General features: G+C 34.3%; 12 protein-coding genes. 6 read left to right on the top strand and 6 right to left on the bottom strand.

Annotated elements, in window-relative coordinates; translation table 11 throughout:
• The first annotated feature begins 36 nt into the window (after window positions 1–36).
• The 6 genes from MTZ49_RS11045 to MTZ49_RS11070 all read left to right on the top strand — a co-directional run bounded on the left by MTZ49_RS11045 (window position 37) and on the right by MTZ49_RS11070 (window position 12221).
• Window positions 37–3201, top strand: coding sequence for a WGR domain-containing protein (locus MTZ49_RS11045; protein WP_264745602.1), 3165 nt, complete (start codon window positions 37–39; stop codon window positions 3199–3201).
• Window positions 3201–4553 carry an SWIM zinc finger family protein gene (locus MTZ49_RS11050; protein WP_264745603.1) on the top strand — a complete coding sequence of 451 codons (1353 nt, stop codon included), beginning with the start codon at window positions 3201–3203 and terminating at the stop codon, window positions 4551–4553. Before MTZ49_RS11045 ends, MTZ49_RS11050 begins: the two co-directional genes overlap by 1 nt.
• 122 nt (window positions 4554–4675) lie before the next feature.
• Window positions 4676–5764: a hypothetical protein gene (locus MTZ49_RS11055; protein WP_264745604.1), complete on the top strand. Its 1089-nt coding sequence runs from the start codon at window positions 4676–4678 to the stop codon at window positions 5762–5764.
• 1040 nt (window positions 5765–6804) lie between these two features.
• Window positions 6805–7038 carry a hypothetical protein gene (locus tag MTZ49_RS11060; RefSeq protein ID WP_264745605.1) on the top strand — a complete coding sequence of 78 codons (234 nt, stop codon included), beginning with the start codon at window positions 6805–6807 and terminating at the stop codon, window positions 7036–7038.
• 698 nt (window positions 7039–7736) lie between these two features.
• Window positions 7737–11387, top strand: a complete 3651-nt coding sequence (locus MTZ49_RS11065; protein WP_264745606.1) for an autotransporter outer membrane beta-barrel domain-containing protein — start codon at window positions 7737–7739, stop codon at window positions 11385–11387.
• A gap of 93 nt (window positions 11388–11480) precedes the next feature.
• Window positions 11481–12221, top strand: a complete 741-nt coding sequence (locus MTZ49_RS11070) for a class I SAM-dependent methyltransferase (protein WP_264745607.1) — start codon at window positions 11481–11483, stop codon at window positions 12219–12221.
• 113 nt (window positions 12222–12334) lie between these two features.
• Here MTZ49_RS11070 and MTZ49_RS11075 read toward each other — a convergent pair whose 3' ends face one another.
• From MTZ49_RS11075 to MTZ49_RS11100, 6 genes are all read right to left on the bottom strand, one after another.
• Window positions 12335–12553 (bottom strand): hypothetical protein, encoded by a 219-nt coding sequence (locus tag MTZ49_RS11075; protein ID WP_264745608.1) that lies wholly within the window; start codon window positions 12551–12553, stop codon window positions 12335–12337.
• Between the two features lie 160 nt (window positions 12554–12713).
• A complete protein-coding gene (locus MTZ49_RS11080) occupies window positions 12714–13139 on the bottom strand; it encodes a hypothetical protein (RefSeq protein ID WP_264745609.1) in 426 nt (141 codons plus the stop codon).
• A 453-nt stretch (window positions 13140–13592) separates the two neighbouring features.
• On the bottom strand, window positions 13593–17723 hold the full coding sequence (locus MTZ49_RS11085; RefSeq protein ID WP_264745610.1) for an RHS repeat-associated core domain-containing protein: 4131 nt from the start codon (window positions 17721–17723) through the stop codon (window positions 13593–13595).
• 15 nt (window positions 17724–17738) lie between these two features.
• A complete protein-coding gene (locus tag MTZ49_RS11090; protein ID WP_264745611.1) occupies window positions 17739–21545 on the bottom strand; it encodes an Ig-like domain-containing protein in 3807 nt (1268 codons plus the stop codon).
• Between the two features lie 31 nt (window positions 21546–21576).
• Window positions 21577–22437 (bottom strand): rhodanese-like domain-containing protein, encoded by an 861-nt coding sequence (locus MTZ49_RS11095; protein ID WP_264745612.1) that lies wholly within the window; start codon window positions 22435–22437, stop codon window positions 21577–21579.
• Window positions 22438–22451: 14 nt separating this feature from the next.
• A complete protein-coding gene (locus MTZ49_RS11100; protein ID WP_264745613.1) occupies window positions 22452–24557 on the bottom strand; it encodes an SdrD B-like domain-containing protein in 2106 nt (701 codons plus the stop codon).
• Window positions 24558–24663 lie beyond the last annotated feature (106 nt).

Below are 24663 nucleotides of genomic sequence, written 5' to 3' on the forward strand. Positions count from 1 at the left end.
TGACTCATGAGCATATAGGTTGCTAAAAAAATTATTATGATTAAACAATTAAAATACATGGAAGGTAGTTCCAGCAAGTTTTGGAACATTGAGACGAAAGCAGATAGTTTTACTGTAACCTATGGAAAAATAGGAACTCAAGGTGTTTCTAAAACAAAGCAGTTTGCTAGTGAGGCACTGTGTTTAAAAGAAGCAGAAAAGTTGATTGCTGAAAAAATTAAAAAAGGCTATTCAGAATCTGGGGAAGTAACTTTAGTAGAAACTACAAATCAGACTATAGAGAATAAAAAACAGGTAGTTGATAAAAAGGAAGTTATTAGGTTATATGATCAAATTTTAGAAACCGATAATCTGCTAGGTTTATTAGATTTTTTACAAACCTATAGTAAAGGCCATGTAACTGAGCTTAAAAAGCATCTAAAAAAAGCCAGAAAGTATTGGTTGGACGTTATTCAGTTAGAGCCTGTTTCAGCACAACCTAGAAAATTATTTGATACATCGCTTGAAAGTAGGTGGGGAACAAGAGGTAATGAAGTTACTGAAAAAATTCTTTATTTAACGGCCTTAGCGTTGTTAGATGCTTCGGAAGCCAAATCATGGGAACTCATGATGGATTATCTAGCTAACCATAATGATCCAGATACATTATCTGTTTTACAATGGCGTAAACCTCAGTGGTTGAATGATTATTTGTTAGATATACGTAAGAGAAATCCATGGGCGACAGCCCCGCTTAATTATCGTAAATTGCGATCATTAGAGGATAAGGGGTTAATACAGTATCAACCAGAACTATTTGCACTCACTGTGGCCGAGTATTATGGTTGGAGTACGAATATAAAGAGACATATGAAGTATATTGATTGGTTGTTATCAGATCAATATGCGTTAAGCCGTGATATTCCGTTATTGTTTATTTATGAAACTAAGATGCAGGCTAGCGTTTTCTGTTCAAAAGACAGTGATGATGATAGGGAGTACACTATTGCTTTTATTTATAAATATGATGAGAAGTATTTTAGTTTTTGGCAGTATGTATTTAATTATATGCTGAATAAACAACTGATTGAGCGAATAGTTTTTTTTGAACAAACCTTATTAATCCAAAATAAAAATTGGGATGGGACATTAAAAACCTTTATACGACAACAAATTAAACTACATGAAATAACAGTAGAAGAAACATTAACACTACAAGAGATTTTATTTAGTTTATTAAGGTCTGACCAAAGTGCGGTAATTAATTTTACAGTTGATTTATTAAAACCAGTGTTATGGGAAAAAGGCTTTAAGTTAAGCGCGTTTTTAGATGAACTACCAGCGGTAATGATGCGTGATGACTGTAAGGGAAGCATCAAAACTTTAATAATAGAACTCGATAAGTTAGCTAAAAAAGATCAAAGTCAACATCATATTTTATGCTTGTTGGTGGCTGATGTTTTTGTTATCCCACAGCTTGCTCTGCAAGAAAGAGCCGCTAAATTTATTATAAAATATGGCGATGTAAAAAACACTGCACTTGTTGAAAAAATTCAACTGTATCGGGAGCAGTTATTAGGTACATTAAAAATGCAATTGGCTGATTATTTAGTTTCTTTAGCATCGGCAATACCTGATGATATTTCGTCGCGTGATGTGTGCCACTATCAATATCAAATACCTTATGTGCAGTGTTTACAGCCAGATAATACAATTGCTTTGCCCACTAGTTGGGATGAGATACTTTATTTATTTGGCCATTTTATTCAGTCAACCGACCCTATTGATTCAGAGTTATTAATATATACTTTACTGTGTTGTCGTCACCTTTTTCCAGAGGATGCTGATAAACAACTTAAACCTTATATCAAGCAGCTTGGTAATATCCAAGGTATGCTTTATTTTCGTCACATTTTTGGGATGTGTTTTGCTTCACTCTTGGAGGACCCTACTAAAGATTTTACTAATATTTATTGTATGGGATCAGCTCATATTATACTTAATCAAATGGAATATGTACGTCGTGGTATTAACAAAGAATACTGCTTACCACTGTTATCTTTACCAACACATCAACCCTACTGGATTGATCCGAAAGTATTAGTGGAGCGGTTAATTGCCTATGAAAAACAACAACCCATTGATAAGATAGATTTAAGTATTGCTATTAGTAGAATGGTTCGAGAAAACACTCAAGAAGCATTAATCTTAGCAGAGCAACTTAGTGCAGAACTTGCTTTATTAATACGTTTTTGCCTAGCTGATAGTTCAGCTATTAAGCAGAGAAAGTCCGTAGATTTATTGACTGAAATAGTTAATAGAAAAGAAATACAGCTAATGGAAGGCGTTTGGGCTACCGCTGCTAGAACTTTTTATCCTGAGCACATTTTTGATGTATTTAATAATGGTGCATTATCAGCTATACCTTTTGTTCAAGAACCTTGGCAACCAAACTTTAACTTAATTAAAGAAGCTAGTGGCTATTTTCAGGGAGAGATAACAGATGAAGTTATTAGATTAGTTTTTAAACTGCCTGCTTATCAAAAAGCTGTGGATAGTTTTTTGTATGCGATAGGCTATGATGGTGAATTTCATCAAGATAGAACCTATACTGATTTAGGTAGTCCTGGTGATGTACGTTACTATTGTAGCCTAATGCCTCAATATCAAGAATCTATTGCATTATTTATTATGAGATATAATGGTGAAAAAGCTGACTATAATGGCTATACCTTAAGAGAGTTTTTAGAAGCATCTTTTAATTTAACAGTTATTTATCGTAGTAATGGATTATGGGTATTGGCTTGTGGATTATTAAAGAAGCAAAAAGAAGTTCGCTTATTGGCTATTGAGTTAGTTATTCAATCTATTCAAGAGCAACGCCTTCCATTAGAGGAGCTAACGAAACGGTTAGTGATGCTTATTCGAGGTGGCTATGCCCCATTAGGACGTTTAGTAGAAGCATTAACTGCACTTAAAGATATTTCTGCTTTGCATAATAGTGCGTTGTTGCAATGGCTTGAAATCATATTTAAGAGAATGGCAAAGAAAGCAGAGCTTCCGAATAATTTTAAAAAACTATTAGAACTATATTTTGATCTACTAGTACGCTTACAGACTTCACCCAGTGATGAATTATTGCCTATTTTAAAACAATGGCAAGAGCATAAGTCACTCAGTAGCTTACTCAAAAAAATTAGCCAGTTAAATGGGACGGTATAATGATTACTGATACTCATATAAATTACCCTACACCGTCACGCATTAGTTATAGTGATAACCAAACAGATATTGCCTTGTCCCACCAAGCCGAGCTGCCAGAGATAGACAGAATACCGAGCTTTTTTAAAGGTTATTTAATTGATCCAGCCACTACAGCAAAATGCTTAATGTTACTTTCTAAAGTAGTTAGGACTAGCTTTTTACCTATAGCACCGAGTTTGAGAGATCCCATTGTATCTGCGGGTAGCGATCAATTAAGATTTGAAGCTTTTTCTTCCTGTAATGGTGTTTATGCGCGCTTAGATTTATTGGAGTCAGCCGTGGAAGGGCATTTTGTTGCAGAGGGTACCACCAATGTTGATTTTAATGATCCCATTTTAAATGCGTTAAGCCGTATTCAAAAAAATGAAAAAGTCGCTTTAGGTATCGGTCGTGATGAAGTAACTTTAGAAACAGGACAAGAGCAGGTGACTGAGAAAAAAGTAAAACTGCCTGTCCGCTGGATTAAAGGGTTGACGACCGTACAGCTCAGTTTGGCTGAAATGAAACCAGTTTTTGTGCTAAATAAACTACAGAGTATGCAGTTGTTACAAGCTTTGCCCAAGGGACAAGTGAAGGGGGAGTTTTATATTATTAACCGTGCCAATAAATTTGTCTTTACTCCCATTGCCTCTGCACAGGGAATACGTATTGGAGGCATACAACGTTTACAACTATTGGCAACATTACTACCTTTTTGTGATGAGTTAAGGATTTTTCAAAGTAATGATGACGCTCAAAGTGCTTGTTTTGTTGCTGACTTAGGGTGTATGCGCTTTACTTTGGCTTACTCGCCTGATTTATACCGTGGCTTTTCTGGTGAGGGAAAGGTATTAGATAGTCTAATAAATGATCCTTTGTTAGAAAGCGCTGATATTTTAGATTGGCTTGAGCAAGCTCATACCTTATTAAGTCCAAATCAAGCGTTTATCCCCAGTTTATTAGAACCTATCAAATTACCACTAGATAATCCTGATGGCTTAACTCAATCGTTATCAAGCATGGGATTATTAGGTTACGACTTGTATCAAGAACAGCATTATTTCCGTCGATTACCTTTTAAAATGGAAAATATTTTAGCCTTTAATCCTCGTTTAAAAAACGCTAAGCAATTAGTTGACGATAATCACGTTACCTTTATTAGCAAAGAGCCAGATAAAGTGATAGCAGAAGTTAGGCATAATGAATTAAGTTATCGAGTAACAATTGATCAATCAGCAGAACGCTGTACCTGCCTATGGTATTCCAAATATCAGGGGAAAAGAGGGGTGTGCAAACACGTTTTAGCTGTAAAAATGCTTTCTAATAGATAGGTGTGGATGGGATAGTAGGCTATATGAAAATGCTTACTAGACAGATAAGTTGGATAGTACGCAATTTTATTCTTTAGAAAAAGATTTATAAATTAAAAAGTGGTTATATAAGGGAAGCTAAGATGAGTAAAAAAGAGTTAGAGCGTAAAATTAAAGAACAAGGAGGCATATTATTAAATCACAAAAGAAGTACTCATTTAGCTGTTACCCGCAATGGACTTTTTTTTGCATTAGTTATTGACAATACGGATGTTGTTGTCTGGGATGTATTAACACAAAAGCAAATTTTTCTTTATAAAAATGTGGAGTGTAAAAAAAAGGAAGAGTTTATATATAGTATTGCCTTAACAGATGATGGTAAAAAACTAGCAGTTTATTATTCAGTAGAGGTTGATTATGAGGGATTCGGTTTTGCACAAGCTGAAATACTGATTATGAGCACAGCAACGGGTGATATTTTACAAACTATAGTGTGTCCTTTCTTTAGTACAAACAGTATTGCTTTTGACGAAACGGGGAGTTTCTTATTTGTTGCAAAAGAAGCATATCAACTTTTCTTTGATGAAAAATTAGAACAATGGCTAAAAACTCAACAGACTCCTTGGTTAGGAAATAGTGGGTTAGCTATATGGGATATTGAAACAGCACAATTACTGCATTGGTATGAGGCTCCCAAAGGTTTTGATGTCAGAAGTATGACTACAGCACAAACAACAGATACCGTATTATTAACTTTTAATGCCCCAGGAAACTATTTTTCTGAACTGCAGGATATTTTATTTTACTGGACAACTAATGGTCCTATTACGCTTACCACAGATCTCAGATATTGTGTTAGTTCTTTATCTCCTGATGGTGAAAAAATCTATTTAGTTGGGCGAAGAAACCGTCAGTGTATTTTTCAATTATTGGATAAAAGTGGTAATGTCTTAACAGAAAGAAATACATTAGAAGACCGTTCTACTCTTTTATGTGACTCCTATTGGCATTATGAGGGCAATAAAATTATTATGTTCTTTTGTGGCGGTGAGGTGTATGTGATTGATGCTAAAACATTAGAAGTTATAGAAACAATTCAATGTGGAGGTTTAGAAGAAAATTTTATCTACTTTACACCCCACAATTGGACAATTATCGCTGCAGAATATAATTTACTTTTGCCTACAGATCGAATGCATCTACTAGAAACGTTGATGCCAGATGAATTCTAATATCGTTCATCAGGCTTTTTATAAGGGAAATATAGAAGTGAGGCTGATTTAAAGAACAGTAAACGTGGACAGAGAGTAGAGAAATATTTAAATGAACGTGGATTTGCTATTCTTGTTGCAATAGATAAAATTGCTAAACAGCATGAAGTAATACCTATGGAGATAGTATTAGCTTGGTTAATAGCAAAAAAAGCAGTGACAGTACTATTTAGTGCTACTAGTATTGAATAAGTGAAACTGTTTGTTAAAGCCGTCAGTCTTGTATTGACTGATGATAATAGTATGAGCTTAAATACGATCAAGTAGTTAAGAATATGATTTTTATTATGTTTTAATGTTATTAAATTTTAATGCTATCTATATGTTTAGTGTAATAAAAGTTAATTAAGGAAACTCGCAGAAATGCAAATATTTATTTGTATATTAATAAATAGCCAATTATAACAATAATTTTTCTACCCAATTTTAAGGCTGATACGTTGTTTATATTACAAAAGTAATAAGCACTAGGTCTTTTAGGTAAAAAATAACAAATGACTTCGCAGATTAAGTGTCGGTTAATCATTGAGTCCCTTGTTCGGGTTCAGTATAGCTCAGTCAATAGAGCAGCTGGCTTTTAACAGTTGATCATAGGCACAATCCTATATGACCAAACATATAAGAGAAGGATTATAGAAAAAGCTATAAGCCATTTATTGTGACTCAATCTGAAAGAGTATCATGATCAATTATTTTGGAAACATCATTTGGAAATAAAGTTAGCTTATCATAATCATTAAGTACTTGATAATGATCTAATGAAATACCAATAACAGTATAATTAGAGGTTTTTTAAAATATGAGTTTTTTAAATGCTTAGTGGTTATCAAATTTGATTAAGACTGTAGTCTATTAGCTAAAATTATTTATAAGTGTTGATGGGTGTATCTTTGTAAATAAGACCAAGGTATTGATTTATAAATATTATTATTCACATAGAATGCCGTTGACTCTATTTGGAGTCGAAATGAAATAAATTTAATATTTAAAAGGATATAGTAATGAAAAAATTACTTTTAATCATGGTAGTGGGATTATTATCAACACAAGTTTCTGCATATCAATATGGTTCACAAGGTGGATACTCACCTATCAAAGTTGTTTTGGTGAGTGAAACTCAAGGCCATTATGGTAAGAAATTCTGCAATTATCAAAAATTTAAATTTGATTATTTAATTGCACAATTTACTAAAGTAGTTCCTAGTAATATGGCATGTCCAGTTATTAAGAACTAATTAACAGTAAAAAAAGAGGTCGCATTTTGTGGCCTCTTTGTAGGCACAATATCTTGTTCAAAGCAAAATAAATAATCGTCTAAAATCTTTTGTTGTATATCTTTTACTTAATAAATTCCTTTTAATGTCTTGCTTAAGGATACAGAGACATTACAAACAGTCATAATATGATTATTATCACCCAAATAGACAGCATGAGTATAAGCTTGACTTAAAGCTATTATGGAGATAATAGTGCTGAATACACATAGAATTCAGCCCAATATTTTTTTTGTAAAAACATGACTTCTACCATGTAATAGTTCCTATCAAATAGAGAGTATAAGTTAATTAAAATCTGTCTGTATGGCAGGGAAATAACATTACAGAATATACAAATATCAATTATAGATAAGAAAAATAAAGATGCTTATTATTAATTAAGTGGTTCTACTAATTAGCTTTATCATAATTTTTGGAAAAATCATCTTTTAACTTAAAGCTAAACGCTATACTTTGTTGAAAAGTTTTAGAAAATGCTATTTAAGATGATGAATAGTTTATGAATAAGTAAAGAATATTTTTGTATTAGCAATAAGTCTTATGTGATACTTAATTTGAAGATTAATGTTCGTTAACTAGTTGAAATAGTTATATTCCTCCCTGTTTTTCTGATGTTTTCTTTGTGTTCATTAAATTCCATTTTTGGTTGTTATGTTATGCAAAAGTATAGTTTTTTTATATCTGGTTTGTTTTTAGCTACATCTTCTGTTGCAATTTATGCAGCCCCACCAACTATTACAGTGAGTGATGATAACTCTACGGTTACGTATAAGGGTGGAACCGTTAATGGAGCGCTTGTCCAAGATGGTAATATTAAAAAACTAGTAGTTCAGGGAACTGAAGTTGTTAATGGCAGTACCTCTCTAAGTAAAGGTGCTGTTATCAGTCTAGGTGGGGTCAATGGTGCAGATAGGTACAATAATAATTATGGCAATCTTGAAGTAGAGGTTGATAAAAATACGTCTATTACCGCTACTGCATCTTCTAATATTGTAGGTATTTATGTAAGGACGGATACAGCCGATTCTTTAGCCAAAGTGACATCAGGCGCTACTATAAAGCTAACTAATACATCATCTTTCCCTCAAGGCGTATGGGTAGAAAACAAAGGTGGTAGTGGTCAGATTGATTTAACACAAGATAGTGATATTACACTGACGGGAAACGGTGCGATAGGGGTTGGTATTTCTGCAAAAGATAACGCTAAAATAATTAATCAAGGAAATGTTACATTAAATGGTGATTATGGGGTAGTTATTAGTGCAACAGCAGCAACTGCATATGTTGAGTCTTCAGGCAATATTACAACGAATGGATTAAGTAATACGGGTATCAGTGTTAATGCAACAGGTGCTGATGGTGTTGAAGCGCCTATCATTAGAGCATCAGGTCAAATTACCATAGGAAAAGATACAGCGGGTGCTATTGTCAACGGTGCTAGTGGATCTAAAGGTATTTCTTTATCAACTACCAATAAAAATGGTGGAACGGTCACTTATAATGATCAACAAAATAGTATCCGTATTAATTCAGGCTCAAACTCAGCCTATCCTACATCATTATCAGCTGGGATCTATAGTATTAATACTGGGGGAGGCCGTAACTATATCAATGCCATTATGAAGAGTATTGATGTGTTTGGTGATAACAGTGCTGCCATTATTGCTGATGCCAAAGGTGGTGATACAGGTAATATTCAAGTAAAAGCAACAGGTGATATTAATATCGCTGGTGGTAATACAGTTGGCATTAAAACAACTAATAGTAATACAAAAGGAGATGCTATCATTGATTATGCCGGTAATATGACTATCACTGGCTCGAGCACTCCTAGCTTGTCATCAAATATAGGCATAGACTCCACCACAACAGCCGCTACCTCTATGATTAATGTAAAGGGAAATATCAATATTTATTCAAATAGTGCAATAGGTGTTTCTTCGGCTGTGACTGATAGCGGTGCGGCCACTATTAATTTTGGAAATGTGAATAATGTTCAACGTTCTTCATTAAATATAGAGTCGTTAGGTAGTTCAGATAGTAACAAGTTAATTGGCTTACTGACCCAATCTAATGGGCAAGCAAATACTTCATTTATTCAAGTAAACTATGCTGATACATTGAAAGTATCTGGCGAGGGTGAAACCACTACTATTTCAGCTAATGGAGCAAAGAGTAGTTCTGTTATAGTGAGTGTCTCTCAAACTAATGCTATCTCAGCTACTTCTACAAAAGGTGATGCCACCGCTATTTCTGCACAAGCAACAGGTTATGGTAATGGTGCGGCTACTGTGATGGTTATGAATAGCTCTGAGGTTAAAGCTAGCTCAACACAAGGTAAGGCGACGGCCATTAATCTTGTATCTGCTGATAGTGGCGGAACATCAGCAACAATTATGAATACAAAATTAGTAAGGGCTGATTCAACAGATGGCATAGCTATTAAGGCAGTGAGTGCTTCAGGTGATAATACTGTTTCACTAATGGGCGATACTACTATACAGGGGGGGAGAGGTAGTAATGGTGCAGGTATTAATTTGACCAGTTCAACAGGTAATATAGCTGTTAATAACCTTGGAGGCACCATTACTTCTGATAATGACCTTGCGGTGATTACTAATGGTGATGCTACCAGAAACTCTACTGATATTTTAAATACAGGCAAAATTATAGGTTATGTTACGTTAAACGGTGGTAACGTGACGGTTAATAATGAGCAAGGTGGCTTATTTTCTTTACAAGATTTTGGTGCAGATGGTAACAGTAAAGGAATATCAACCTCAACGATAGGTACTGATGGTAAAGGTGTATTTAATAATAGAGGTACTGTTGCATTTGGTGATAAAAACTTTATAGGTAGCAATATCGATACAGCAAGCCATGCAGTTATTGAGGTAGGTACTTTTAATAATGCAGGTATTATAGACTTAACTACTAATAGTTCAGCTAGAGCTAATACAGCTGTACATAGTAATTATATTGGTAACACACTGACTATTAATGGTAATTATGTTTCTGATGGTGGTGAGCTGATTGTTAATACATTAATAGGTAAGGATGATAGTGTTGATGGTAAAAGTGATCAATTGATTATTAATGGTGATGTTTCGACGGGTGCAGGTGGTGCAACGTTGGTGACTATACGTCCGACACAAGATAGCATTAATGCGCTTATTACTAACCCTGATCATGGTATTAAGATTGTTGAAGTGAATGGTATCAGTTCAAATGATGCTTTTGTATTGAATAGTCCTGTATTAGCAGGAAGATATGAGTATATTTTAAGTCAACCTGAAGATGATCTTACTAATTATAATTGGTATTTAAGTAATAAGGCTAAAGCAGGTTGGGATGCAAGCTCTTATAACCTAAACCCATCGATAGGCGCTTATCTAAGCAATCAAACGGTGGCTACAGAAATGTTTAAGATGTCACTTTTTGACAGATTGATTGCAACTAAGGGTGCGAGTGATGATGCTGAACAACAATTCTTATGGTTTCGTACTAAGATGACTCATGAGGGGTATCGTAGTGCCAGCAATGCCTTAAGTAATCGCTCTCGTACTTATATGGCGCAGATGGGGGGTGACCTCGCTGTGTTAAAGTTAAATTCAGGTTATTTACATTTAGGTGTGATGGCGGGTTACGGCGATCATAAAAATACCAGTACCTCTAGAAATACCCGTACTAAAGCGGAAGGTAATGTAAAAGGTTATAACGTGGGCGGTTATGCTACCTATTTTGCCAATAGAGATACCCAAACAGGCTTATATATTGATACGTGGACTGAAATGAACTGGTTCCGTAATAAGGTTGAGGGCAAGGGACAGCTTGGAACTCATCATTATAATAGTAATGTTTGGAGTAGCTCTGTTGAAGCAGGGTATGGTATTTCTATTGCCAATAATAACCAATATGAATGGTTAATTACGCCACAACAACAGTTTATTTATAATTTATATGATGCAGATAATCAACGTGATAAAAATGGTTTAATTGTTACTGCTAATAAAGCCAGTGGTTTAGTTAGTCGTACTGGTATACGCTTACATGGTCGCGGTACCCAAAAATCTATGTTGGAACCCTTTTTAGAAGCGAATTGGATCAACTCAACGGCTAAGAATCAATTAAAGTTTAATGGTGAGAATGAGCGTGATGGGCTACCTCGTAACCGTTATGAGGCTAAGATAGGTGTACAGGGAAATATCAATAATAGATGGAGTCTGTCTGGGGAAGTAGGTGGTGTATGGGGAGAAAATAGGTATAAGTCTTATCAAACTCAGATTAATGTAAATTATCACTTCTAATAGAACTGCTGTTAATCTTTTATTAGTAAGAGCATGATGTGATGAAGTTAGATGTATATTGATTATTAATATTATTGAGGGTGGCTAAAAATTATGACGCAGATTGACTGTCAACTAAACCCCATGGCTATTTATGCAGAAGGTGTTGACTCTTCAGATTATATAGATTCTGTCGCTCCTCTGATTATTCAGACATTGGTTAATATTGGGGACTTGCTTGATGTAGGAGCAGGGGGTGGTCAATTGGGTTCATCATTACAGGCTCAAAATAATCATTGGGTTGCTATAGAGCCAGACCCGTATATGTGTGATCGTTTACATTCCTATCCAAATTGTACACGTGTTATTCCCACTGGTTGGAAAGAAGTACATAATCTATCTAGCCAGTCTTTTGATACCGTGTTGGCTGCAAATATGATTGCACCGCAAGCAGATGCTATTAATTTTCTAGAACGTTGTCGTTCTTGGACAAGGAATGCTATTGTGTGGATAGTACCTTCACAACGTGGTCCAAAGGGGCTTTGCTTATCAGGCTGTTTACCAAATGAATGGGTACAAGAAGGTAATGAGACAGGCTATGAAAGAGTAATGTCACAATTATCAGAGTCAGACTATCCGAATCATACACTAACAGTAGATTGGACATTTACTTACATAACTAGAGATATTGATATAGTTGCAACGCATATGGCTAACCAACTTGGTTGGGATATAAATGATACCCGTAGGTTAGCTATGGGTGAACATCTATATTCAAACTCAATACAAGATGGACTAGACTTTTATCTAAAAGTACCAAAACAATCTACCATCCTTATTTGGGAAAATCAGTAAGATAGTTACAGTACTAACAAAATAGCGATTCAAGATAAAATTAAATCTTGATAAGAAACCCCTTAATTGGGGCTTCTTGGTTAGAGAATTGTTTTAAAAGGTTTTCCTAGTATTTAGGATAAACTTTGTGTTCCCCAACACTTAATACCATTATCCGTGATAATAAAAAAGTTTTCGGTAAATAATGTTGTAAGATAACCTTTAGCAACAAGATTACTAGCTGCATGGTAATGGTTAGAGTCTTTAGTTACTTCTACACATCTAAACTCTTCAATTGGATGATCTTTAGCTGTGTAAGCTTGGCCAAGTATTAATTGCTCTTCTTTAGTCATAAGCCTCCCGATAACTCATTAATTAGTAATTATTTTTTACTGTAAGTTAATACTATAAAATTTTGTTTTTATATTTCAATATTTTTAATATACCAGAATTTTTTTTAAATTTGCAAGTATTCATATAATCTTTTAGAAAATGATTAAAGTATTATTAAAGCTAGAAGGTTTTTAAATATTCAGTAATTTGGTTTTCTGAGTTATAAAAGGGTCCACTATTTTGGGATAATTTAATATCTATTGATTTAATATTTTCATTTTTTAAGCTATTTCTTGCTTGCATGCGTAATTCTTTTGGGGCTCTTTTAGGTAATAAAGACTTTCCAGCATTTAGAGATAAGCAATTTGTTTTATTTTTGTGGTCAAAAGATAAGGCTATATCTTGCCTAGAAAAAATTAAATTATCTTTAGTAACAACGGTTATTTTTGCTTTTAAACGATTTGAAAATTGCTGATTAAAGCATATTTCCAAGGGGATAATAGAGTCAGGTTTATTTACTATATTAGTACTAATAACTTCAACATTTTTGGAACAAGCCGTACAGAAAATAGGTACAGCTAAAACTAATAGATAGCGAAAAGTCATATATTCACCATTTGTAGCAACCTAAAGTGGAGGGAAATGTTAGTATAAATTCTTTATTCTAATTGATTCTTCTTTGTAAATAGTTTTTATTTTCTGACTTTTGAAAGTCATTTTAAAACTATTTTCCAGTAAATTACCAATCAAAATAACTAATACTATTTTTTAAGTAAACGTTCCTTTTAATCAGTTTTAATTCGGTTGATTAATATAACAAAAAGGTTTTATTTTTAATAATGATTTTAAGCAAATAATAGTATGAGTTTTTTAGGTTTTATAGTGAGAGTTGAGTAAATTTATTAAGTTTATCTTATTATAGGCATATTGATAGTAGAACTTAGAAAAAGAAAAAATATTAAAATATCTGTATTGTAAGTGCTAATAATTAATTTTTATAACTTATAACCCACTTTAATGCGATGAGTTATAAGTTACATATCTATATTTTATAAAATACTAATTTCCTTGTTTATTTCCGCATCCACCTCTATATATTTGCTTGCCTTTTTTAACACAAACGCATGCATTATGCTTAGGTTTGCAACCTAATCTTTGTGTTGCTAAGGTGCTAGCGGTTGACCTTGCTACATGAAAATTGGGATCATACCATGTTGCAAATTTGGCTCGTTGCTTCGGATCTTTTGGACAATTACCTGGTTTATTATCATCACATTCTGCTCTAGCTTTACAACCCCAGTCACTACCTCTTTTTTCAGGAGGAAACAAAGGGGGCATAGTATCAACTACAGGTGATGTTGAAGGTTTAGTTCTAGCACCCCCAACTGCAGCACAAAGAGTAGGGTTTTGCCTACAAGCTGCGTCTACTGTTGTTGGATATAAGCCATTATTATCAAATTTATTTAATGGATTATTTTCTACATATTCATATAGGTTAATACCTCCTTCTAATCCAATAGGATCACTTTGAATATAACGGCCTATATTAGAATTATAATCTCTGAAGTAATTATAATGTAAGCCAGATTCCTGATCAAAATACTGGCCAGGAAAACGTAAGTTCATTGTAATTTGGTTATTTGGATTAGTAACCGTTTTTCCAAAGCTTTCTGATACACTTTGCCATGTTACTTTACCATTAGAGTTTGTGGCTATTTGAGGTGTACCCAAGTGGTCACTATGTAAATAATGATATTGAGCGGTGGTTAATGAATTATTAGTAATGATATTAGCTTGCCATAATGGAGCGGTTCCCCAATCTGTATTAGGTTCCCAACCATAGGCAATTTGCATTAAACCTTGATCATTTAGCTCCGCGATTAGGCCGTTATCTGAATAGATAAAATAAGTGGTAGCGCCATTAACGGTTTTGCTAATGCGACGGCCAAAAGGATCATACTGATAACTAGCTATTTCTGTATTATCTGCATTGTTTATAGCTACTAATCTATTAGCTACATTATAAATATAATTTAGTTGTTTATTTACATTTGTTTCGCTAGCAAGATGCCCATTTTCAGTATAGGTTAAAATAGTTTTTTGCTGGTTTTCTCCCCATTCGATTAACTGGTTTTTATCATTATATAGCCAGTTACCGATCTGGTGAGTACTACCAATACGATTACCTATTTGATCATAACTGTAAGATTCAATTGGTAAACCCTTTTGTTGTAACTGTTGGGATGGTTGACTAAGTATCAATTGATCCAGTAAGTCGTATGTATAGTTTCGCTTTCCATTTTCTGTTTCAATATGTTGAATATTACCTATTAAGTCATAGGTATATCGACGGCTCATCAATACATCATTATTTTTGGTTATGACTTTGATATCTAATGGTCGTAATAAATTATCATATTGATAAGTTTGTAAGGCACTAGGAAATAGAATTTTTGTTGGTTTGCTTTGTTTATAATTAGTCCAATTAATAGTTTCTTTATTAGGTAATAGTATTTGTTTTAATAGGCCCTTTTCATATGTATAGTTTACTGTTGTATTATCAGGGTAGGTTATACTAGTTAAGGCATCATCTTCATCATAAGTGTATTTAAGAACGGATGTAACTTTGTGAATACCTATGCCATAAGTAATAGTTTCTTTTGTTTTACGACCTAAAGGATCTAGAGTATAAACAAAATGTGTATTACTATCACCACTTTGTATTATTTCAGTAAGTTGATTAATTTTATTATAAATATAAGTGATGGTTTGGCTTGGTATTGTTTGATTTTTAGCTGTAAAGATGTCCTTTATTTTACGCCCAGCTTTATCATATTGATAGGTAATAGTATTACCATCAGCATATTTTTGTTGAATAAGTTGATTTGCTGTGTCATACGTATTTTCAATAATGCTACCTAATGCATATGTTTCTTTAGTTAGATTATTATTTTTATCATAATCAAAAGTGTATATGTTGCCTTTAGCATCAAGTACTTGAGTAATATTGCCAAAAATATCCCAAGCTTGTTTGGTTTCTCCTCCTAATGGTTTTATTTGTTTTATTATATTACCTAATGCATCATATTCAAAAATTAGGCTGCTATTGTTAGGTTTTATTATATGAGTAACCTCATCTAATTTATTGTAACTAATATGACTAACTAGGCTAGTATTACTATCTAGAGTTTGACTAATCTGAGCAGGCCGATTTAACTCATCATATTTAAAGGCTTCACTATAAGTTGGATAAAATACCCTGGTTTCTAGGCCTTCTAAACCACTGCCTATGGCTCCGTACTCTATAAGTATACTATTACCTGTCGGTTCAGTTAGTTGTTTTAAATTTCCATCATTATCGTACAATTGTATAGTTTCTAGTCCAGATGGTGAAATAGTTTTTATTGGGCGAGCTAAGGTATCATAGTAATCAGTGGTGGTTTGACTTAGTTCATTAATTTGTTCAACTTTTAACCCATTACTATCAAAATTATAATTATAATTTCTTTTATAGCCTAAAGGATCAATAACTTCTGTTACTCGCCCTATGAAGTCTGTTGAGTATTTGGTTATATTATTAAGTGGATCGATAGATTGTAGAGGGTATCCTGCTAAGTTGTAATCAGTTTTCCATGTGTTATTTAGAGGATTTGTTTTACTTATAATTTGGCCTTGAATATTATATGTATAAGTATAGCTATTACCATTACCATCAGTATATTTTTTTACATTACCATATTGATCATAAGAGTAATTTAAAGTAATAGCTTTGTCGTTTTCGCCTGTAGTATTGATAGTAGTTTGGCCATAAATATCTTGAGTCCATGTAGTAACTTTTTGTTCAGGTTTACCTTGCGCTTCAACCTGTTTAATTAAATTACCTACAGGATCATATTGCCAAGTAGTTATATTACCTAGTTGGTTAATATGGCGGGTTTTTTGATCTAAATTATTATATTCAAATTGTTCAAATGAGCCATCTGGATAAATAATTTTTATAGGTTGTTTAGTTTGACTATAAGAGATGGTAGTTGTTAATCCTCTTTGATTAGTTACTTTTAAAAGATAGTCACCATCTCTAGTAAATGTTTCGGTTACTGCACCATTGACAGCAGTAGATTTCTTTTTACCTTCTTTATTAAAAGAAGTAACAGTTTTCTTGCCTAAAGGATCTATTATAGTAATAGTGTATTCTTTGTTTGTACTGTTATATTGTGTGCTATAGGCAGTAACAGCCTCAGTTTTATCAATAACTTTAGCCACACGTGATGTTTTAACTTCTTTTAGGTCTGTACGATATTTATTTTTTTTAATTACATTGGTTGGTGAAGTTTGAATAATGGCCTTACCACTTGTCATTGCTGTTTGTGGAGCAATAACACTATCAGTATATTCAATTTTTATAATACCGCCATCTGGTTCAGTTTTTTGGTTAAGTTGGCCTTTACTATCATAGCCATAGTGCCAATCATTACCAAGTACATCCGTTACCTTAACTAAAAGATTACCTTGCCAATGATAAGTAACTGTTCGGTTCTCACGATCTTTTACTTGTGTTAGGCGATCATTAGTATCATAGGTGAAGCTATAAACTAATTCTCCATGATGATCTTTTACTGCTGTACGAGCTCCTTGATTATCTAGCACAAAAGATACTTTAACATTATTAGGATTACCGTATTCTGTTATACGGCCTTTATCATCATAGTTAATCCAATTGCCTTGACGATCGTACCATTGCCAGCCTGTATCAGTTTTTTTAATATAAACTTGATCAAATCGATAGAGATTAATATCACCTGTACGTTCAAAAATGATATTGGCACGGTCTATATATTGTATGCTGTTATCAAGTGGATTATGGATAAAGCGTAAATTAGTCCATGCTGGATTAACATACCAGCGACCATTTTCCCAAGTACGATTTATTTGTATATTGCCACCTAATGCTTTAACACTTAAGTCAACAGTGCTTTCAGTATATTCTGTATTAGGTAATTTTATTTTTGCATTGGGTACATTGGTTATACTTTGTTCTGAACCATCAAAGTTAAATAATGCTTGTGCTAATACTGTTTTAGGTATGGATATAATGATCATTATAATCATTAAACCAATAGGTATTAAATAATCTGTAAATGATTTTTTTACATGTTTTCTTTTGTGTTTTTTTCGTTTAATAATTGACATAGATAATTCCTTAAATTAATTAACTGGTGATGAGCCTGTGCCACCACAACCATCTTCACAATCTGGGATACATGCAGGTGTTAAAGGCATAGGGTTTGGTGTAACTAAACCACCACCTGTCCAGCCGCCTGATGCGCCGCCTGAAGTACCACCACCAAAACCTCCTGAACCCCATCCGCCGATATTGTTACTACCACCAACAGAGGCTGTATTACAGCTTTTACCTGCTACTTTGTTGTAATTACCTTGGCTTCTTCCATTTGAGGTGTCGCCATTGGCGCATTCGCTAGTGTGTTCTTCTGAGAAGTATTTAACATAAGAGTCACAATCTTCGTTTGTGGTCTCTGTGCTAAAGGCACTAGCCATTCTGAAAGCAGGTTTTGCTAAGGCTGTGACTTTATAAGGGATAACAATTCTTGTTTTAGGGGCGATAGTAGTAGGTACTTCAGCTAAGAATTCGTAATGGAATTTAGTATCTGAAGTGGGTGGGAAAAATTTAACATTTTCTGCCTGTACTAAACCGTAATTTGTTAATACTAATTCACCCGTTTTTATATCACCTGCTTGCATGCCATTTAGGCTGATAGACATAGGTTCAAATACCATAACAGGAGCGGGCACTTGGGTATTAAAGCTTGCTTCTAGTTCAATTTCATATTCATCTTGAACAGTAGTTTCTGTAACATTGAATTCAATATTAATGAGCTGATATTCCATAAAAATATGTTCATTGGTTGTTACATTGGGACGTATTACTAACATGCCACTTGTATCCACATGATCTGTTGCGCTGGCACGATAGCGATAAATGCCTGGAGGAATATCATTAAGCTCAGCAAGACCTTGTTGATTAGTTTTTAATTGGTATTGTTGTGTAAGTACATTCTCGTTTTGTAGTTTAATAGTGACGTTAGCTACACCTTGAATAGGTAAGCCATTTTCATCCAATGTTGCCGTGTAGATATCGGCTACATCAAACATGACAGAGCCTTGTCCATGTTGTGTGACAGATACAGAAACAGGAATAGTGCCGCCGTTACCATTGCTTGCTGTTACGATAATATTAAATTTATAAATACCATCTGCTAAGTTGCTATCTGGTTGTGCAGTAAGCTGTAAATCTACTGTTTCACCTACTTCTAGTGAGCCTAATTGATTGCTACTAATAAATACCCAATTAGGTGCTGGGTTGTTGTTTTGATCTAGCAGTTTAATTTGTACATTTTCAGCAGCAATTAAGCCTTTATTGGTAAGTTTGACACTTTCAACAATACTGCTTGCTTGTTGGACACCTGTTTCTATATAGGTTGGTGTAACAGTAAGTGCAGGTGTGGCAGGTGTTAAACGGTAGTTAATTTGGAATTTACCACGCTCTAAATTGCCTGAATCTGTAGCGAAGGCTGTTAAAAATAATGTGCCTGTTTCGGGTGCTGTATCATCTGCTTTGAAGTTAATAATAAGGGGCGCACTTTTGCCTGCTGCTATGTTAACTGTGGCACTGGTATCAATTTCAATGCCTTTAGGTAAAGTACCTGTAGGCTGATCTTCTGCTCTTAATTCCCAATGCAGATTGGTTGCTCCAGCACTGGTAGTAGCTGTTACTTTGATGGGGGTTGCTAAGTGTCTAGCAGTGGTTAGGTTGTAACCTGTTATATCAAATTTAATGCGATTGATGGCAAAGTTACCTTGTGCATAGGTTTTTGATTCTTTCGGGTGAATAGCCATTGCGGTATAAAGCCCAGCATCATGCGCCGCTGGTTGAAAGGTATAGGAGAATGCACCTGTTGCATCAGTAACTACATTAATTGTTTTATCAAAGCCATTGGTAGTCAGTAACAGTGTTAAAGGCAGATTAGCTGCTTTTTCAGCATCTGTTCGATAAATAGCATGCCCTGTAAATGTAATAGGCTGTGGCCCATAACTTGTTTTAGGTGAAATATCGGTTATTTCTCCTGTATAGATAGTTTGTGGTATTTCAGGTTGCTGTATATCCACTTTTACTTGACGGGTTAATGTAACTATTTTATTACTGCTATTAATGACATTAACTTTAATAGTGTAATCACCATTTTTAAGTTGAGTAACATCCCATTGGTATTGATAGGGAATTTTGGTTAATGTGGCTTTTTTGCTGTTGTTGATATAGATTTCAACTTGTTTAATCGCTAGTTCATCAATAGCACTGATTTCAATTTGAGTGGGTGCTACTAGGGTTAAACCTTCTGTTGGTGTAACAAAACTGGCTGTAGGAATAGGTAGTTTATATTCAACACTAATAAGGTTGCTTAGCTCGCTTGTTCCTGAATCAGTTTTAATAGTTGCACTTAGTTGATAGTTACCTTCAGTAGGTAAAGTAATAGTGGTGCTAAAGTTATTTTGTTGATCAACTTCAAGCTCAGAACCTATTGCTTGAGCATTGAGAAAGAGTTGTACTAAACCGCCTGCTTCACCTTTGCCAGACACCATTACAGATGCTTGATTAAGCTTACTATTGGTAACAGGAGTTATAATGGTAGGCGCTAAAAGCTCTATTGATTTAATATTAGAAAAATCTGAAATATTACCAATTTGGTCAACGGCATTTATGCGTGCATAGAGTGATCCTCTATGGTTGATACTTGTAATAGTGGCAGAAGTGTTTTCAATAGAAAGTTGCTCTGTCACTAGGATAGTATCAAATGCTTCATCACTGGCTATTTGTAGATTAACTACGGCAAGGCCACTGATATCATCACTTGCTTGATAGGTAATTTTAAGAGTTTCATCGTTTAAGCGGGAGAAGCTATCAACCTGTACTTGGGGTTTGCCTGTATCTACTGTGATAGGTAAAGAAAAACCTGACCAAAATTCCCATGTGCCACCATTGTTAATACTGCCTCTTACTCTAGCTTTGTAGCTTTTGCCATTGGTTAGGTTGGTGTTATAGGTAAACTCACCTACATTACCTACAACCTGTTGTAAAACAGTATTACCTTGTTGATCCTGAATTTCTATTTCGTAGGAGGTCAGTGTAGCAAGTTGGCTCCATGTCCAATGTAAATTTGTTTTTGTATAGCGACTAGCTGCTACTGGTGGTCTAACACTAAGTCCTGAAATATCGATAAAGTCATATTCAGCTTTTGTGTTAACCGTATAGCCTGTTAGTGATTCATTAGGTGTAAATACAATAGCTTGTTCAGAGGACAAAGCATTGCTTTGATTACAGCTAATTTGTTGTGCTAGTTTGTTTTCTCCTTGAATACCAATGGTTGCACTGTTACCTTTACTACGATCATCAAATAGATTACGGTACTGGAATTTTATTTCATTAGAGCCTTCAAATAGAATGGCTTGGAAGGTGCCCATAGGTAAATTAGAACCATAAAAATATTGATTAGTCCATTGCACAATTAATTGGCGATCTGGTGCTTCACCAATGGTTTCATAATAAACGGTACCATTAGGTTGGCCTGTTACATTGGTTCTTAAATCATCCCAAAATACATAAAGTGTATTATTTAGACTGCTAGGTAAACAGTTATTAGAATAGGCTGTTGATGGATTGGTAAATTGTAGTAGCCCATTGGTTGAAGCATAAAAATCCTTAAATTCCTGTTGGTAGAATTTAAAGTTAAACCCAATAGGGAAAGGGCCTTTAACTTGATCATCACCTGTTAAACCTGTATCCGTGGCTGCTATTGTTAAATTGCTTATTGCGATAAGACTACAAAAAGCAATTAAGCTGGTTATTCTCTTTAATGTTAATGTGAGTAATCGATAACTTTGTTTTTTAATTAGGTAAAGTAAAAACAAGGTTCGATTATAGTGTTGCAATATGTTCATATATTATTACCTTATAATGCGTTTATAGGAATTAACGACAGGAGCGAATAGATGCTTTTGCTGCGTTATTTCGAATGCTTTGTTGCTGATTGATATAATCGTTATAATTTTGTACGCCTCCCTGTAACCACACGATTTGTTTAGAATCTGTAAGGTTATTTAATGTCTGTTGCCAATGCTTTGTTGTCGCTTGATCTTGAGTAATAAGTACAAGCTGAATAGGGGTTAATTGGTTGAATTGAGATAACGTTTGGTGAATGGCCAAAACAACGTTATCTGTTGTGGATACCAGTTGTTTAAATGGTTTTATGGGTAATGCCTGTAAATCATCTTCGGCAATATCAATAACAATGGTTTTCCATGGGCTAGCCATTGAGCCAGACCAATATTGCTCAGGTGTTATTTCGTAATGTTGCTGTTGGCTTTTATCCAAAACATAAGCACCACCTTCTAAAGCATAAACTGCTGTAAAACCTGCTTGCTTTAGTTGTATGCAGGCTTTATTTAGCATAACCTGATCAAAGCCCGTGCCAACTAATACAATAGGTTGTTGCTTTAGAAACTGTTTGTTAGGTAAAGCAGAGAGAGGAATATCTAATAAACCATTTAATGGTAATGCTTTTTGCTCAGTTTTAGACCTTACATCAACCAATGTTATTGTTTCTTTTTGAGCTAATACCGTTATTTCAGAATCTTTAATCCAACAACTATTGTCTAAACTGTGTTGGTGACTTACAAAGTTAATCTGGTTATGTTGATCTGTTTGTTCATTAGCTAATGTATTATTTGGACAGCCAGCATAACTCTGTAGGCATTGTGTAATAATTAATAACAGACCTAGATAAAGCCCACCCTTGTTACTAAACTGTTTGTTTCCTAAAAAACTCATCATGGTATCCTTACCTATTAATAGTTTGATGCAACTTGAGTAATAAATTGTTCAAATCCAAGCTTTAATTTTGCAGTTGCTGTGGTTAGCAAAGTAACAGTTGCTGTATTATTGGTTGGATTTTTATCCTCTGTTTGGCTTTTAATAGTAGCTGTTACAGGGACATTACCAGTTGCTTGCATAACTCTTGTATTTATCTGTAAGGTATATGACGCACCTGACGGAATTTTATTGATAACCCAACGACCATTACTATTGATAACTTGACCAGCAGTGCTGCTAATAAGATAAACTCTTAAGTTTTTAGGAATAGATAAATCTACGCTTGTGTCTATCGCATCACTAGGGCCATGATTAGTTAAAGTAACCGTGTATTTAACGGTATCATCAACGTTAGCGGAATTGGTTGAGGTAACTATGCCAATATCAAGATCTGCTGTATTGGTTTGGGGTAGTGCTATTTCGCTACTTACTTTGGCAAACAGATTGCCATCCACTTGTATACCAGCAGCTAATTGAATATCAGAAATTTTGCTTATTTGGGTTATTGCATTTGCTGCTGTAGTGGTTGCTTGACCATCATTTAGGCCATTAAGTGGCAAGGCTTGTAGAGAGTAATTACCGGGATTTAATCCTACGAAATTAAAATGACCTTGGTTATCTGTATAAGCCTGTGCAGATATTTTTATACCATCTTGATCTGTTCCTGTTAACTGAATACCTGCAACGCCAATACCTTTTTCTGACTCATCAAATATACCGTTATCATTAGTATCGTTATACACAATGCCTGCTAATGATGCTTTATTGGTTATTTCAGTAAATGTAAACTGATATTGGCCTGTTGAATTTGTATCAAATAAATGAATAAAGTAAGACCAAGATAAATCTTCATTACGCTCTTTTGATAGCCAAACGTTCTCATGAGCAATCACTTTGCCATCAGAGCGCTGCATATTGATAGGTGTTCTAGTGCCATTAAATGGATCAGCTAGCTTGGTGTAAACTAGCCCCATTGTGGCAGGAAAGCTAACATCATATTTACCATTATTAGCTTGCAGTAAACTTTGTGAAGATAGATCACTGACTTCTGAATCAATACCCTCTGATTCATATACTCTTAAGGTGTCTTGGTCAAATGCAAGAAAGTCACGAACATTATCTCGATTAGCAAGGTCAACTTTAACATCATGCACTAATGTATGCGTATTCACACTGTCAATTAAAGAGGTTAATTTACCGCCTAAACCATCTGCATGAGAATAGCTTGCTGTAAACTCAGTAAACTTGCCAGACAGTGAAGTAATAACATTCCAACGACCTACTTGTGAAGTATTAGGCTGTATATCTCCTAAATTAAGTAGTAAGCTTTTGCCAATAAGTTGATCGGCTACATAACCACCAATAATCTCAAAATTAACTAATAAGTTTTGAGCATTATCTACAATCTTTGGTTGAGCAGATTCAATGGCTGTATTATTAGCAATACCATATCCTGTATTTTTAACTCTCACACCTAAAGTGAAGGGAATAGAAGGTTCTATCTCTGTAGTAAAAGCATCATCACCATAAACATCTTCAGGAAAAAAGTAATCTAAAACTAATTTAGGTAAAGGTCTTACCGTAATATAATCTGGTGTAACATCAACGCTTGTTTCTTCCCCATTTAAGGTATAACTTACTTTTGCACCCACATAATATAATTGATCCCGTTCATCTGCCGCTCCATAGGCAGGAATAATTAACCAGTGGATTTCAGCTGAAGACTTACTGGCAATCTCACCTGTACCTGAAATATTTTCGATACCAGAAAGTGAATCTACTTTGTAAAAAAACAGTGCATCTGTTTCATTAGCATCTTCAGTCACTGAGACAGGTTGATTGTTTTGATCCTCAAATAGCAGTTCAATACGAATATTTTCTAATTTTGCAGAAGTTAAACCATTATTAATCAGCATTTTTGCGTCAAACGCTTGCCGTTCAAATGATAGTTTTTGCTCAATAATCACTTTAACTTCAGCACACTCTGCATCTTGGGCGAGAACTACTTTAAAAGGCGATATAGAGAGCACCATAAAGAGCAAGGTGAATATACGCCGATAGTGTTTTTTAAATTTTTTCATTATGAAATCCTTAGAGCCTCACCAGAAATAGATAAATTCCTATGAAGCTCCTATGTACTATTTATCTTATTAACTGTTTGATATATCTGTTGTTTCTCTATTACGG

Source organism: Entomomonas sp. E2T0, from assembly GCF_025985425.1.
In the GTDB taxonomy this organism is placed as follows: Bacteria; Pseudomonadota; Gammaproteobacteria; order Pseudomonadales; family Pseudomonadaceae; genus Entomomonas.

Bases quoted from the DNA above. Each gene is read 5' to 3' on its own strand.
- MTZ49_RS11045 (WP_264745602.1), top strand. From the start codon at position 37: ATGATTAAACAATTAAAATACATGGAAGGTAGTTCCAGCAAGTTTTGG.
- MTZ49_RS11050 (WP_264745603.1), top strand. From the start codon at position 3,201: ATGATTACTGATACTCATATAAATTACCCTACACCGTCACGCATTAGT.
- MTZ49_RS11055 (WP_264745604.1), top strand. From the start codon at position 4,676: ATGAGTAAAAAAGAGTTAGAGCGTAAAATTAAAGAACAAGGAGGCATA.
- MTZ49_RS11060 (WP_264745605.1), top strand. From the start codon at position 6,805: ATGAAAAAATTACTTTTAATCATGGTAGTGGGATTATTATCAACACAA.
- MTZ49_RS11065 (WP_264745606.1), top strand. From the start codon at position 7,737: ATGCAAAAGTATAGTTTTTTTATATCTGGTTTGTTTTTAGCTACATCT.
- MTZ49_RS11070 (WP_264745607.1), top strand. From the start codon at position 11,481: ATGACGCAGATTGACTGTCAACTAAACCCCATGGCTATTTATGCAGAA.
- MTZ49_RS11075 (WP_264745608.1), bottom strand. From the start codon at position 12,553: ATGACTAAAGAAGAGCAATTAATACTTGGCCAAGCTTACACAGCTAAA.
- MTZ49_RS11080 (WP_264745609.1), bottom strand. From the start codon at position 13,139: ATGACTTTTCGCTATCTATTAGTTTTAGCTGTACCTATTTTCTGTACG.
- MTZ49_RS11085 (WP_264745610.1), bottom strand. From the start codon at position 17,723: ATGTCAATTATTAAACGAAAAAAACACAAAAGAAAACATGTAAAAAAA.
- MTZ49_RS11090 (WP_264745611.1), bottom strand. From the start codon at position 21,545: ATGAACATATTGCAACACTATAATCGAACCTTGTTTTTACTTTACCTA.
- MTZ49_RS11095 (WP_264745612.1), bottom strand. From the start codon at position 22,437: ATGATGAGTTTTTTAGGAAACAAACAGTTTAGTAACAAGGGTGGGCTT.
- MTZ49_RS11100 (WP_264745613.1), bottom strand. From the start codon at position 24,557: ATGAAAAAATTTAAAAAACACTATCGGCGTATATTCACCTTGCTCTTT.